The 13,333-nt window shown below is 72.8% G+C and carries 13 protein-coding genes; 7 read left to right on the top strand and 6 right to left on the bottom strand.

Annotation, left to right across the window (positions count from 1 at the left end; all coding sequences use genetic code 11):
* The first annotated feature begins 169 nt into the window (after positions 1-169).
* Positions 170-1,984 (top strand): bifunctional UDP-sugar hydrolase/5'-nucleotidase, encoded by a 1,815-nt coding sequence (locus tag OG982_RS13080; RefSeq protein ID WP_266948566.1) that lies wholly within the window; start codon positions 170-172, stop codon positions 1,982-1,984.
* 89 nt (positions 1,985-2,073) lie between these two features.
* Here the strand turns inward: OG982_RS13080 and OG982_RS13075 are convergent, their stop codons facing one another.
* Complete coding sequence (locus OG982_RS13075) at positions 2,074-2,856, bottom strand: alpha/beta fold hydrolase (RefSeq protein WP_266787168.1); 783 nt, start codon at positions 2,854-2,856, stop codon at positions 2,074-2,076.
* A gap of 120 nt (positions 2,857-2,976) precedes the next feature.
* Here OG982_RS13075 and OG982_RS13070 point away from each other — a divergent pair, with 120 nt between their 5' ends.
* Both OG982_RS13070 and OG982_RS13065 read left to right on the top strand, forming a co-directional pair.
* Positions 2,977-3,546: a TetR/AcrR family transcriptional regulator gene (locus OG982_RS13070; protein WP_266787170.1), complete on the top strand. Its 570-nt coding sequence runs from the start codon at positions 2,977-2,979 to the stop codon at positions 3,544-3,546.
* 77 nt (positions 3,547-3,623) lie between these two features.
* Complete coding sequence (locus tag OG982_RS13065) at positions 3,624-4,520, top strand: phosphatidylinositol-specific phospholipase C (RefSeq protein ID WP_266948565.1); 897 nt, start codon at positions 3,624-3,626, stop codon at positions 4,518-4,520.
* On the opposite strand, the gene OG982_RS13060 is transcribed toward OG982_RS13065, so the two are convergent.
* The 5 genes from OG982_RS13060 to OG982_RS13040 form a co-directional block, all read right to left on the bottom strand.
* Positions 4,500-5,936: a cell wall metabolism sensor histidine kinase WalK gene (locus OG982_RS13060; protein ID WP_266787174.1), complete on the bottom strand. Its 1,437-nt coding sequence runs from the start codon at positions 5,934-5,936 to the stop codon at positions 4,500-4,502. The two genes, OG982_RS13065 and OG982_RS13060, sit on opposite strands and share 21 nt — an antisense overlap.
* Positions 5,937-5,947: 11 nt before the next feature.
* Positions 5,948-6,679 carry a response regulator transcription factor gene (locus tag OG982_RS13055; RefSeq protein WP_266787176.1) on the bottom strand — a complete coding sequence of 244 codons (732 nt, stop codon included), beginning with the start codon at positions 6,677-6,679 and terminating at the stop codon, positions 5,948-5,950.
* Positions 6,680-6,727: 48 nt separating this feature from the next.
* Positions 6,728-7,870: a S1C family serine protease gene (locus OG982_RS13050; protein WP_266948563.1), complete on the bottom strand. Its 1,143-nt coding sequence runs from the start codon at positions 7,868-7,870 to the stop codon at positions 6,728-6,730.
* Between the two features lie 159 nt (positions 7,871-8,029).
* Complete coding sequence (locus OG982_RS13045) at positions 8,030-9,052, bottom strand: LacI family DNA-binding transcriptional regulator (protein WP_266787180.1); 1,023 nt, start codon at positions 9,050-9,052, stop codon at positions 8,030-8,032.
* 24 nt (positions 9,053-9,076) lie between these two features.
* Complete coding sequence (locus OG982_RS13040) at positions 9,077-9,892, bottom strand: response regulator transcription factor (RefSeq protein WP_266787182.1); 816 nt, start codon at positions 9,890-9,892, stop codon at positions 9,077-9,079.
* A 455-nt stretch (positions 9,893-10,347) separates the two neighbouring features.
* On the opposite strand from OG982_RS13040, the gene OG982_RS13035 reads away from it, so the two are divergent.
* The 4 genes from OG982_RS13035 (at position 10,348) to OG982_RS31050 (ending at position 13,202) form a co-directional block, all read left to right on the top strand.
* The gene (locus tag OG982_RS13035; RefSeq protein ID WP_243631330.1) at positions 10,348-10,602 is read left to right on the top strand and encodes a MoaD/ThiS family protein; all 255 of its coding nucleotides are present in this window, start codon (positions 10,348-10,350) and stop codon (positions 10,600-10,602) included.
* A 10-nt stretch (positions 10,603-10,612) separates the two neighbouring features.
* Positions 10,613-12,070, top strand: a complete 1,458-nt coding sequence (locus OG982_RS13030) for a hypothetical protein (protein ID WP_266787186.1) — start codon at positions 10,613-10,615, stop codon at positions 12,068-12,070.
* A 137-nt stretch (positions 12,071-12,207) separates the two neighbouring features.
* Entirely contained in the window at positions 12,208-12,957 is a 750-nt protein-coding gene (locus OG982_RS13025) for a DUF2993 domain-containing protein (RefSeq protein ID WP_266787188.1), read from the top strand.
* Between the two features lie 155 nt (positions 12,958-13,112).
* On the top strand, positions 13,113-13,202 hold the full coding sequence (locus OG982_RS31050; RefSeq protein WP_350875872.1) for an Ms5788A family Cys-rich leader peptide: 90 nt from the start codon (positions 13,113-13,115) through the stop codon (positions 13,200-13,202).
* Positions 13,203-13,333: the final 131 nt, after the last annotated feature.

Here is a 13,333-nt window from a genome sequence, read left to right as displayed (position 1 = left end):
CGCGGCGGTGTTGACCCTGGGGCGGATCCGTCCGGATCGCAACTGTTTGACGGGGAACCGACTTGTGCGTGTAACCAGCTCGATACCCCCTACCCCTGTCGTGCTACGCGCGTTGACCATAGGCTGCGGCGGACCTCCCAGTTTTACCGCTGTCACATAAGGGGACTAAATGTCAGCGACGCCACAACGGCACCGCCGAGCCCGCCGGTTGACCCTCGCCGCCCTCGCCGTCACGGCCGGGGCCGGGGCGATGGTCGCCGCAGCACTGCCGGCCGGGGCCGCGAGTGGTGGCGGTACCGCCAAGAGCCGGACCGTCGACGTGCAACTCCTGTCGTTCAACGACTTCCACGGCACCCTGGAGGCCCCGCAGGGCTCCTCGGGCACCGTGACGGAACGCCAGGCGGACGGCACCACCAAGGCCATACCCGCGGGCGGTGTCGAGTACCTCGCCACCGGCCTGCGCGAGGCCCGCAAGGGCCACGAGTACTCCGTCACGGCCGCGGCCGGCGACATGATCGGCGGCAGCCCGATGCTGTCCGGTCTCTTCCACGACGAGCCGACCGTCGAGGCGCTCAACAAGCTGAAGCTGGACGTCAGCAGCGTCGGCAACCACGAGTTCGACGAGGGCAAGGCCGAGCTGCGCCGCATGGCGTACGGCGGCTGCCACCCGACCGACGGGTGCTCCGAGTTCGGCAAGGAGTACACGGGCGCCGAGTTCAAGTACCTCGCCGCGAACGTCACGGACGAGAAGACCAAGCGTCCCATGCTGAACCCGACCTTCATCTGGCAGAAGGGGGACGTGAAGATCGGCTTCATCGGCGTCACCCTGGAGGGCACGCCGGACGTCGTCACCGCCGACGGGGTCAAGGGCCTGAAGTTCGGCGACGAGGTCGAGACGATCAACAAGTACGCCGCCGAGCTGAACAAGCAGGGCGTCAAGTCGATCGTCGCGCTGATCCACGAGGGCGGTCTGCCCGCCAACGGCGCCTACAACTACGACTGCGACGTCCCGGGCGCCGGCGCCGGCGTCTCGGGCGCGATCGTGGACATCGCCAAGAACGTGGACCCGAAGGTCGACGCGCTGGTGACCGGCCACACGCACCAGGCGTACGCCTGCAACATCCCCGACCCGGCGGGCAACCCGCGCATGGTGACCTCGGCCGCCTCGTACGGCCGCCTGTTCACGGACACCACGCTGAAGTACGACCGCAAGACCAAGGACATCGTCCGTACGGCGGCCTCCGCGCCGAAGCCGGTCAACAAGATCGTCAGCCGTGACCTGCCCAAGGCCCCGGACATGACCGAGCTGATCACCCGCTGGAACGCGCTGGCCGCCCCGGTCGCGAGCCGCCCGATGGGCTTCATCTCGGCGGACATCGCGGGCCGCGGTTCCGAGGCCCCCGAGAAGCCGCTCGGCGACCTGATCGCCGACGCCCAGCTGGAGGCCACGGCCCCGGCCGCCAAGGGCGGCGCGCAGCTGGCCATCATGAACCCGGGCGGCATCCGTGCCGACCTGGCCTACAAGGCCGCGGGCGCCGAGGGCGACGGTGTCGTGACGTACGGCGAGTCCTACACGGTCCAGCCGTTCAACAACCTGATGAACATCGTCGACCTGACCGGCGCGCAGCTGATCACCGCGCTCCAGCAGCAGGTCAGCGGCACGGTCAACGGCCCGAACCCGAAGATCCTGCAGGTCTCGAAGGGCTTCACCTACACCCTGGACATGACGAAGACGGGCGCGGACCGCATCGTCGTGGACTCGGTGAAGCTGAACGGCGCGGCGATCGACCCCGCCAAGACCTACCGGGTCGCGATGAACGAGTTCCTCGCGGGCGGCGGTGACGGCTTCACCGTCCTGAAGGAGCACAAGAACAAGCTGGTCGGCGTGCCCGACCTGGAGGCCTTCAACACCTACCTGGCGAAGTCGACCGAGGCGGCCCCGATCGCCCCGCCGGCGGCGGACCGCATCACGGTCGTCAAGTAACACCTGAGTGCAGCGCGCCCGAAGGGGCGGTGGGCCTTGTGGCCCGCCGCCCCTTCGGCGTTGTGCCCCGGACCCCCGTGCCGGAGCGGTCAGAGCGCCGCCAGGAACCGGGTGACGGCCTCGTGGAAGCCCTCCGGGTGCGTGAAGGGCAGGAAGTGGTCCCCGTCCAGGGGCGCGTACGAGGTCCCGGGCCGGCGGGTGACCATCGCGTCGGCGGTGTCCTGCCTGAGCGACTGGCTGCGGGTGCCGTGGACCAGCAGCGCCGGGCAGCCGCTCCCGAGCCAGGCGTCCCAGTGGTCGCCGCGGCAGGCCTCGGCGGAGTCGAGCATGTCCTGCGGGTGGAACGGCAGCCGCCAGCCCCCGTCGGGGAGCGGGCGCAGCGCCTGCTCGACGAACTGGGAGCCCACCGGCCCGGCCGCGGCGAGGAGTTCCTCGCGGGTGGGGGCGGTGTAGCGCATGCCCGGCAGGAAGCCGAAGAGCCCTCCCGCCGTGTCGGGGTCGATCTCCACGGTGGCGTCCACGTTGACGAGGGCCGCGACGCGGTCGGGGTGGGCGGCGGCCAGGTGGTAGGCGTTGAACCCGCCGAGGGAGTAGCCGAGGAGGGCCACGGGGGCGTCCAGGCCGAGGTGGTCGAGGAGGGCCACGGCGTCCGAGAGGTAGCCCTCGCGGCCGTAGTCGGCGGCCCGGTCGGAGTCGCCGTGGCCGCGCTGGTCGGGGGCGATGACCCGCCACCCGTCACCCAGGGCGCCGGCGAGGCCGGCGAAGGCGAGGCCTTCGGACATGCCCCCGTGCAGGGCGAGGAGCGGGCGGCCCGGGCCGCCGAAGTCCAGGTACGACAGCGTGCGGCCGTCGATCGTCAGCGTGTGGCGCATGGTTTGGCTCTCCCCTGTGTGGCCTGCGGTGACGGGTACGAGCCTGCCAGGGTTTGGGCAAGCGCGCAATACGTTCGTCTTGGGCGCTTGCCCAAACCCGGGCGCCGATACGATCCCGGCATGGGAAATCGCGAGGACCTGCTGGCCGGAGCGCGCCGCTGCCTGGAGGAGAAGGGCTACCTGCGCACGACCGTGCGCGACATCGCCGCGGCCTCGAACGTGAGCATGGCGGCCATCGGCTACCACTTCGGCTCCCGCGACGCGCTGCTGAACCTCGCCCTCTTCGCCGCCATGGACGAGTGGGCCGCCGGGTCCGGTCGGCTCGCCGGCCAGGGCGCCACCGCCGCGGAGCGGTACGCCGACACCTGGGACCGCAAGATCCGCGACTTCGGCGACATGCGCTGGCTCTGGCTCGCCTCCGTCGAGGCCTTCGTGCACGCGCAGTCCTCGCCCGAGCTGCTCGCCACCCTCGCCGAGAACCAGCGCCAGGCCCGGCGCATGGTGGCCGCGCAACTGCGCGGGGTTCCCGAGGACGCGGTCACCGAGGAGGACGTACGCGCCCTCGGGTCCGTGCACATCGCCCTGCTCAGCGGGGTGATGGTGCAGGCGCTGACCGACCCGGGGCAGGCGCCGACCGGGCGGGAGCTCGCCCAAGGCTTGCGCGCCATGGCCGAGTTGCTCGACAGCTGACCCGTACCGATGGGTAGTAAAGCCGGGTTCCGCACGCCATACTCCCGTCCCACCACCGGGTCGGCGAAGGGGCGGGCATGGGCAGCGGAATGGACCGGCGGAGATTCCTCGCCGGAGCGATCGCGGCGGGCGCGGGCGCGGCGGTGAGCTTCGCCGCGGCGGGCACGGCCTCCGCGGGCACGGCCGCGGCGCGCGCCCTGGGGACCCAGGACTGGATGGCCGGACTGGGGGACTCCACCGCCCTCCATCGGATGACCATCCCCGGCACCCACGACTCGGGCGCCACCAAGGGCGGGCTCTACGTCGCCTGCCAGAACACCTCGATCGCCCAGCAGCTCGACTCCGGGATCCGGTTCCTGGATGTCCGTTGCCGCGTCACCGGCGGCTCCTTCGCCATCCACCACGCGGCCTTCTTCCAGGACCTGATGTTCGGTGACGTCCTCGTGGCCTGCTGGAACTTCCTGGCCGCGCACCCCTCCGAGACGGTGCTGATGCGCCTCAAGCAGGAGTACTCCGGGGAGAGCGACGCGACGTTCCGCGCCGTCTTCGACGACTACCTCGACAACCGGGGCTGGCGGCCCCTGTTCCGGATCGCGGACGCGCTGCCCTCCCTCGGGCAGGCCCGGGGCAAGGTCGTGCTGCTGGCCGACAACGGCGGGCTGCCCGGCCTGCGCTACGGGGACGGCAGCGTCTTCGACATCCAGGACGACTGGAACGCCGAGCCGTTCGCCAAGCGCGGCAAGATCGAGAACCAGTTCCGCCGGGCCGTGCAGCAGCCCGGCAAGCTCTTCGTGAACTACGTCAGCACGGCCGCGTACATGCCGCCGCGCTGGAACTCCGACCGGCTGGGCCCGCAGGTGCACGCCTTCGTCGACGGCGCGGAGCTCGCCGGCCGGACCGGGCTCGGGATCGTCCCGATGGACTTCCCCAACACCCGGCCGGGCCTGGTGGCCTCACTGCTGCGGCACAACTGACGGCTGCTCCGGCGGCGGCGGCGTCGGCGCGCCCGGGACGCGCAGCACCGCCTCCGTGCCCGCCCCGCCCGCCGGGGCCGCCCGCAGCTCGACGCTGCCGCCCGCGCGGCGCACCGTACGGTCCACGATCGACAGGCCCAGCCCGCTGCCGGGCAGGGCGCGGGCCGAGGAGGAGCGCCAGAACCGCTCGAACACGTGCGGCAGGTCCTCCGCCGGGATGCCCGGCCCGTGATCCCTTACGGTCAGCTCGCCGGCCCGCAGCGCCACCTCGACCGTGCCGCCCGGCGGGCTGAACTTCACCGCGTTGTCCAGCACGTTGACCACGGCCCGCTCCAGCGCCGCCGCCTCGCCCCGTACGTACCAGGGCGCCAGGTCGTCGGTGAAGTGCAGCTCCGGGCCGCGCAGCCGGGCGCGGGAGAGCGCGCTGCGCACGACCTCGTGCAGCGCGACCACCTGGAGCGGGGCGTGCCCGGGCGCGTCCGGGCGGGACAGCTCCTGGAGGTCCCCGATGAGCGAGGCCAGCTCGGTCATCTGCGCCTTGACCGAGGCCAGCAGCTCCCGGCGGTCCTCGGGCGGGATGGCCCGGCCGGTGGACTCGCTGCGCGCGAGCAGCTCGATGTTGGTGCGCAGGGAGGTCAGCGGGGTGCGCAGCTCGTGCCCGGCGTCGGCGATCAGCTGAGCCTGCCGGTCCTGGGAGGAGGCGAGCGCGGCCGTCATCGCGTTGAAGGACTGGGACAGGCGGGCGATCTCGTCCTCGCCCTCCACCGGGATCCGTACGGTGAGGTCCTCGGTGCGGGCGATGTGCTCGACGGCGTCGGTGAGTTCGTCGACCGGCCGCAGCCCCGTCCGGGCCACCCACAGGCCGGCCGCGCCCGCGCCGACCACACCGATGCCGCTGACCAGCAGCAGCACCCAGGCCAGGGTGGACAGCGGCTTGTCGATGTCGGCGAGCGGCTTCGCGATGGAGATCGCGAACAGCTGGCCGTTCGCCTGCGCGGTCAGGGTGTAGACGCGCATCGCGGTGCCGTCGGTGGTCGTCACGTCGTGCAGGGTGGGCGGCCGCTTGCCCCCGGCGACCTCGCGGTCGATGGTGGTGACGGGCAGCGTGGACATGCCGCCCACCCAGCAGTGGCCGCCGTCGGCGGTGACGATCTGGACGGTCGCGTTCAGGTTCCCGGCGATCTCCTGGGACGGCCGGGCGGGCGCGGTGACACAGCCCTCCCGCAGCACCCGTACGACCTGCTGGTTCGGGTTGGTCGCCATCAGCGAGCGGTCGAGCTGATCGCGCAGCTGCGTGCGGACCATCACCCACGAGACGGCGGCGACGGCCGCGACGGCCACCGCGACCGCGACCGTGACCAGCAGTGCGAGGCGCGAGCGCAGGGGCAGGGCGCGGAACCGGACGAGCGGGTTCAACGGGGAGCGGCTCACTCGGGACCGCTCTCGCCCGCGCGCAGTACGTAGCCCACCCCGCGCACGGTGTGGACGATCCGGGACTCCCCGCCCGCCTCGGTCTTGCGGCGCAGGTACATCACGTACACGTCCAGGGAGTTGGAGCTGGGCTCGAAGTCGAAGCCCCAGACGGTCTTGAGGATCTGCTCGCGGGTCAGGACCTGGCGGGGGTGCGCCAGGAACATCTCCAGCAGTGTGAACTCGGTGCGGGTCAGCTCCACCGGGCGGCCGCCCCGGGTGACCTCGCGGGTGGCGAGGTCCATCCGGAGGTCGCCGAAGGTCAGCGTGTCCTCGGGCGCCGCCCCGCCGGCCGCCGGGGCGGCGTACGCGCTGCGGCGCAGCAGGGCGCGGACGCGGGCGAACAGCTCGTCCAGCTCGAAGGGCTTGACGAGGTAGTCGTCGGCGCCCGCGTCGAGGCCGGTGACGCGGTCGCCGACGGTGTCGCGGGCGGTCAGCATCAGGATCGGGGTGGTGCTGCCGGCGGCGCGCAGCCGGCGGGCCGCCGTCAGGCCGTCCATCCGGGGCATCTGGATGTCGAGGACGATCAGGTCCGGGGCGTACGAGGCCGCCTTGTCGAGGGCGTCGAGGCCGTCGACGGCGGTCTGTGCCCCGTACCCCTCGAAGGCGAGGCTGCGGCGCAGGGCCTCGCGGACGGCCGGCTCGTCGTCGACGACGAGGATGCGCTGCGAGGTGCCTTCGGCGGTCATCTCGGTCCTTCGGGGGTGCGGCGGCGGGGTACGGGGCTGGCTTACAGGCTAGGCGCCGGTGCCGCCGCCGGTGCCGCTGCCGTTGCGGAGGGCGGCCAGGTCGGCCTTGATGGTGTTCACCGGGATGGCGAAGCCGAGGCCGACGCTGCCGGCGCTGGAGCTGTCGCCGGCGGGCGAGTAGATCGCGGAGGGCATGCCGACGATCTCGCCGTTCAGGTTGACGAGGGCGCCGCCGGAGTTGCCGGGGTTGAGGGAGGCGTCGGTCTGGATCGCCTTGTACGAGGTGGTGTCCGAGCCGGTGTTCCCGTTGAACTGCTGTCCGTCGTACGAGAAGGGCCACCCGTCGGTGCCCTGGCGGCTGCGCGGGGCCTGCTGCTCGGACTTCGGTACGTTCACCTCGCGGTTCAGGGCGGAGACGATGCCGCTGGTGACGGTGCCGGTGAGGCGGTCGGGGGAGCCGATGGCGACGACCTGCTCGCCGACCTTGAGACCGTCGGAGTTGCCGAGCTTGGCCGGCTTGAGGCCGGACGCGCCCTGGAGCTTGATGAGCGCGAGGTCCTTGTCGGGGTCGGTGCCGACGAGCTTGGCGTCGTACTTCTTGCCGTCGCTCATCGTCACCTGGATCGCGGAGGCGCCGCTGACGACGTGGTTGTTGGTGACGATCTCGCCGTCGGCGGTGAGGACGATGCCGGATCCGGTGCCGGTGCCCTGGCTGGTGCGGGTGTCGATGCGGACGACGGAGGGGCTGACCTGCTCGGCCACGCCGGCGACCGAGCCGGTGCTGGACTGCGAGACGTTGGTGCCGGGGAAGCCGCCCGCGGAGCCGGGGGCCTTGTCGCCGAGGAACTGCTCGACGGCGGCCGCCGTGCCGCCGCCGATGAGCGCGGCGACGAGGGCGACGGTGGCGAGGAGGGCTACGGGGCGTTTGGCGCGGGCCGCGTGGGCGGGGCCGACGGGGGCCGGGGCCGCCGGGTCAGCCGGGCCGGGGAGCGGGCCGGGGAGCTGGTGGGCCTCGTGCCAGCCCGGCGCCGGCGCCGGGGGCGCGTACGCGGGGGGCGGGGGGTAGGCGGTGTCCTGCGCGAGCCGGTCGCGTCCGCGCTGCCAGTCGTCGCCGAACGGCGCGGGCTGGGCCGGGGAGTTCTCCTGCGGGTGATGCGGGTACTCGCCTTCGCGGCGGAAGCTGTCGGTCATGGCTATGACTCTGGTCGCGAATGATGAGAGCTTCCTGAGCGCCCGCTGAGAAGCCCGACAGAACCTCGTATGCCGGATATAAGCGCGCCCGGGCCGCCGGGTCTTGGGCTGCCCCGACCGGCGGTGGCGTCGCGGACGGGGGCCGGGGTGCGCGGAGTGTCAGCGGCAGCCGCAGGAGCGGCGGACGACCAGGGCCGAGGGGAACTGCTTCAGGCGCTCGCGGCGGGAGCCGGCCACGCGCAGGGCGTCGTCCAGCACCAGGTCCACGGCCGCGCGGGCCATCGCCGGGCGGTCCGAGGCGACCGTCGTCAGCGGCGGGTCCGTCAGCGCCGCTTCCTTGACGTCGTCGAAGCCCGCCACCGCCAGCTCACCGGGCACGTCGATGCGCAGCTCACGCGCCGCCCGCAGCACGCCGATGGCCTGGTCGTCGGTGGCGCAGAAGATCGCCGTCGGGCGGTCCGGCCGGGCCAGCACCTCCAGCGCGACGGTGTACGCGTCGTAGCGGTTGTACGGGGCCTCGATGAGCCGGCCCTCGGTCGAGCGGCCCGACTCCTGCATGGCCCGCCGCCAGCCCTCGACGTGGTCGGCGACCGGGTCGCCGACGGAGGGGGTGTTCTCGACGCCGCCGATGCAGGCCACGTACGCGTGCCCGTGCTCCAGCAGGTGGCGGGTGGCGAGCTGGGCGCCGCCGATGTCGTCCGTGACGACCGCGACGTCGTCGATCGCCTCCGGGCGCTCGTGCAGCAGCACCACCCTGGCGTCCCAGGCCTCGATCTCGCTGGCGGCCTGCTCGCTCATGCCCTGGCTGACCAGGATCAGGCCCGACACCCGCATCCCGAGGAAGGCCCGCAGGTAGTGGACCTCGCGCTCGGTGCGGTAGTCGGAGTTCCCGACCAGCACCATCTTTCCGCGCTCGGCGGCGGCCTGCTCGACCGCGTGCGCCATCTCCGCGAAGAAGGGCTGACGCGCGTCCGGGACGATCATGCCTATGAGGTCGGTGCGCCGCGACGCCATCGCCTGCGCGACCCGGTCCGGGCGGTAGCCCAGGTCCTTGATCGCGGCGAGGACACGCTCGCGCGTGGCCGGGGCAACCGGCCGGGGTCCGTTGTTGATGACATAGCTCACGACGGCGGTAGACGTACCCGCAAGTCGTGCCACGTCATCCCGCGTCACCTTGGCCACGCGCGGCAGTCTACGCGGGGTGACCTACCTCTGGGCAGGCCGTCCTGCCGACTGGACGATCACGGGCGATTCGTCCGTCCGGGTGACGGCGGCCGCCGCCTGCCGCTCCGCCTGAGCCGCGGCCTGCCGCTCCGCCTGCGCGGCCGCCTCCGCCGCGGCCCGTTCCACCTTCTCCGGGGTGACGAAGCGGTAGCCGACGTTGCGGACCGTGCCGATCAGCGACTCGTGCTCGGGGCCGAGTTTCGCGCGCAGCCGCCGGACGTGCACGTCGACCGTCCGGGTGCCGCCGAAGTAGTCGTAGCCCCAGACCTCCTGGAGCAGCTGGGCGCGCGTGAAGACCCGGCCCGGGTGCTGCGCCAGGTACTTGAGCAGCTCGAACTCCTTGAAGGTGAGGTCGAGGACCCGCCCCTTCAGCTTCGCCGAGTACGTCGCCTCGTCGACCGACAGGTCGCCGTTGCGGATCTCCATCGGGGAGTCGTCCGAGCCGAGCTGCTGGCGGCCGGTGGCCAGCCGCAGCCGCGCCTCGACCTCGGCCGGTCCGGCGGTGTCGAGGAGGACGTCGTCGATGCCCCAGTCGGCGGTGACGGCCGCCAGGCCGCCCTCGGTGACCACGAGGATCAGCGGACAGCCGGGCCCGGTCGAGCGCAGCAGCTGGCACAGGGAGCGCACCTGCGGGAGGTCGCGGCGCCCGTCGACGAGGATCACGTCGGCGCCCGGCGTGTCCACCAGGGCCGGCCCCTCGGCGGGGGCCACGCGTACGTTGTGCAGCAGCAGGCCGAGGGCGGGCAGCACCTCGGTCGACGGCTGCAGGGCGTTGGTCAGCAGCAGAAGAGAGCTCATGCCCGACCACCTGCCCGGGTCGGACGGTTCTGCACGGTTCGCTGGTCCATCACGTCGGTTCCTCCTCGGTCCCGTCGAGGACTTTCGCGGCACTGCTTCGTACGGTCGGCGCCCATCCCCGCCCCGCGCCCTGGGGCCCGGATCGGCGCCATTGTTCTCGCTCCGTTCAACGTGCTGAAAGCACAAAAGGACCCGGGGGCTACGTTGCCCGGATCCTCTACGCCGCCAGAATAGCCCACCCTCCCTTTGCGGGCAGAGGCTCTTGCTGTCTGTCTTCTGTGGTTCCCGACACGCCCAGTCCCAGGCTATGCCCCGTTTTCACCGGATCGGCGGCTTCGTCGATGCTCCGGTCGGGGTGCCCCGGCGCACGGGGGGCGCGCGGAGGCACGCCGGGGTGGGCGGTCCGAGGGTTCATCATGGAGGCCGACGGTAGAGAGCCGACGATAGGAGCTGCAGTGGCAACCGGAACCATCCGCTACTGGGCGGCGGCCAAGGCCGCGGCCAAGACGGCGGAGGAGCCGTACTCGGCGCGGACACTGGCCGAGGCACTCGACGGGGTGCGCGAACGCCACCCCGGGGAGCTGACCCGAGTCCTGCTGCGCTGCTCCTTCCTCGTGAACGACGAGCCTGTGGGCAAGCGCCCGCACGATGCCGTCCTGCTGACCGAGGGGGGCACCGTCGAGGTGCTCCCGCCGTTCGCGGGCGGGTGAGCGGAAGCCGATGAGCACTCCCGAAGAGCAGCAGCGACAGCAGAACCAGCAGCACCGGCCGGAGCAGGACCCGTACGGGACCCAGACCTGGCAGTCGGACACCTGGGACACCAGCTACCAGCCGGTGCACCCGCCCCTGGACAGCGTGCCCGGGCAGCCGGTGGCGCCCGAGGGGTGGTTCCGCGACGAGGCCGCGGCCTCGCCTGCTCCCGCGCAGGACTGGCCGCAGGACCCGCAGGACGGTACGGGTACGGGCTGGTCTCAGGCCGCGGCCGAGACGGCGTACCTGCCTCCGTACCAGGAGCCCCAGCACCCGCAGCAGGCCCAGCAGCAGGCCCCGCAGCCTCCTCGGCAGCAGATGGCCGCGCCGGACAGCTGGTTCCGGGACCCGGCGCCCGCGCCTGCCCCGGCCCCCGCGGCGGCGCCCTGGCCGGAGGCCGCGGCCGAGACTGCGTACCTGCCGCCGTACCAGGAGCCCCCGCAGCAGACGGCCCCGCAGCAGATGGCCGCGCCCGACGGCTGGTTCCGGGACGAGGCCCCCGCGCCCGCCCCGGCGGCGCCCGTGCAGGAGTGGGCCGAGACCGCCTACCTCCCGCCGCAGGCGGCCGCGCCCGTGGAGCCGGTGGCCCCGGTTGCCCCGGTGGCCGCCGCGGCGGAGCCCGCCGAGGAGCCCGAGTACTCCCCGCCCACGCTGGCCGGCAACACGCTGCGCGCCGTCGACCCCGCCCAGGCCCGCGCCGAGGGCCGGTCGCCGATCATCGACCCCGGTCCGCAGTCGGCCCTGCTGACCGCCGCGCTCGGCATCCTGCTCGCCGTGGCCGCGGCCCTCGGGCAGTACGCGCTGCTGGTGCCGCTGATCGCCCTCCAGGGCCTGACGGCCGCCGGCTGGTTCCGCCTCAACGGCATGTGGCCCGCCCGCCAGGGCATCGCCCTCGCCTTCCTCGGAGCCCTCGTCGCCGATGTCGCGGTGCTCGCGGTGGACCGTACGTACGGACCCGGCGCGATCATCGGCACCCTCGGCGCCTGGGTGCTGCTCACGCTGGTGCTCCAGCTGCGCAGCCACGCGGACCCGGACGAGCGGATGTACGGCCTGATGGCGTCGGTGGCCTCGGCCGCCCTCGCCATCGTCTGCGCCGGGTACCTGGCCGCCGACTCCGACGCCGTCAGCGTGGGCGCGGCCGCCGTCGCGGTCGCCGTCTTCGCCCGGGCGCTGCCGTTGCCGACCGCGCCCTCCGTCGGCGTCTCGCTGGCCGCCGCGGCCGGCGCGGGCATCGCCCTCGGCACGATCACCGGCGTCGGGGCGGGCGGGGCGCTGGTCGGCCTGGCCGCCGGGGTGTGCGCGCTGGTCGGCCTGCGGGTGGCCGCGTACGACTACCCGTCGAAGTTCGTGCACATGACGGCCGGGGTCGCGCTGCCGCTGGCCGTGGCGGCGCCCGTCGTGTACCTGATCGGTCGGGTCGTGGCCTGAGGTTCCGGGACCGGCGGTCCGCCGCCGGTCCGTCCCACCCCCCAGGTCACGGCATGGTCACGACATGTTCCACTAGGGCGGACGTACCGATCCGGACGTACCGATCTGACGTACCGATCTACAGGGGGAGGGACGACGTGCGCGCACTGCGTGTCGTTGTGATCATCGGAGTGGTGCTGGGCGCGCTCCTCGCGGGCGCCGACCGCTGGGCGGTGGGCTACGCCGAGAACCGGCTGGCCGAGCGCGTGCAGCAGGCGGGCCAGGGGCAGGTGGGCGGTGCCGAGGTGGAGATCCACGGCTTCCCGTTCCTCACCCAGGCGCTCAGCCGCGACCTCGACCGGGTCGACTTGAAGCTCACGGACGTCGAGGCGACCGCCGACGGCCGCAAGACGCGGCTCTCGCGGCTCGACGCCAGCTTCCACGGCGTGAAGATCGACGGGAACTACAGCGGGGGCACCGCCGATCGGGCGGAGGGCACCGCCCTCATCACGTACGCGGACCTGACCGCGGCCTCGCAGAGCGACGGCGTGACCCTGACGTACGGCGGCACCCCCGGCAAGGTGAAGGTGACCGCGAAGGTGGACGTGCTCGGGCGCAAGCTCACGCGCAGCGTCGTGTCGAGCGTCACGCTCGTGGACGCCCCGGACTCCAAGGGCGGCAAGGGCGGCAAGGGCGGCAAGAGCGGCAAGATCGTCCGGGTGCGCGCCGACCAGGTCCCGGGTGAGGGCGTCCCCGGGATCGAGGGCATGATCCGCAAGAAGACCGACTTCGACCGCCGGCTGGAGGACGGTCTGCCGGCCGGGCTCCAGCTGTCCGCCCTGACCTCGGACGAGGCCGGCGTGCACCTCACGCTGGGCGGTACGAACGTGGCTCTGGCCGGATCGTGAGACGGTGCGGTCCGATCCTCAGAAGGACGGGCCGCGCGGGGAGTCCCGGAGGCGGCGCGACGGCCTCTCCGGGGCCTCGGATCCCACTATCCGGACGATCCTGTCTCGAAATATGACACACCGGTGACAGGGCGGCCGGTTCGTCCCTACGATCCATGGCTATGAAGCATCAGCAGGCGGACCTCACGAAGCGACGGGCAGTAGACCTGTGTCGCGTCGCCGCCATGCTCTGTCGATCCATGTGACAGGTGAGCACGTCGCATGCGACATCCGGAACCCGCACCGCGGAACCCGGAAGCCCGGCACCGACGAATCCCGCTCCACCATCCGGACGACGGCCTGCCAGGCCCATCCCGCGTGACGACTCCCGCCTCCC

It is taken from the genome of Streptomyces sp. NBC_01551 (genome assembly GCF_026339935.1).
In the GTDB taxonomy this organism is placed as follows: Bacteria; Actinomycetota; Actinomycetes; order Streptomycetales; family Streptomycetaceae; genus Streptomyces.
This window is presented reverse-complemented; position numbering and strand designations above follow the sequence as displayed.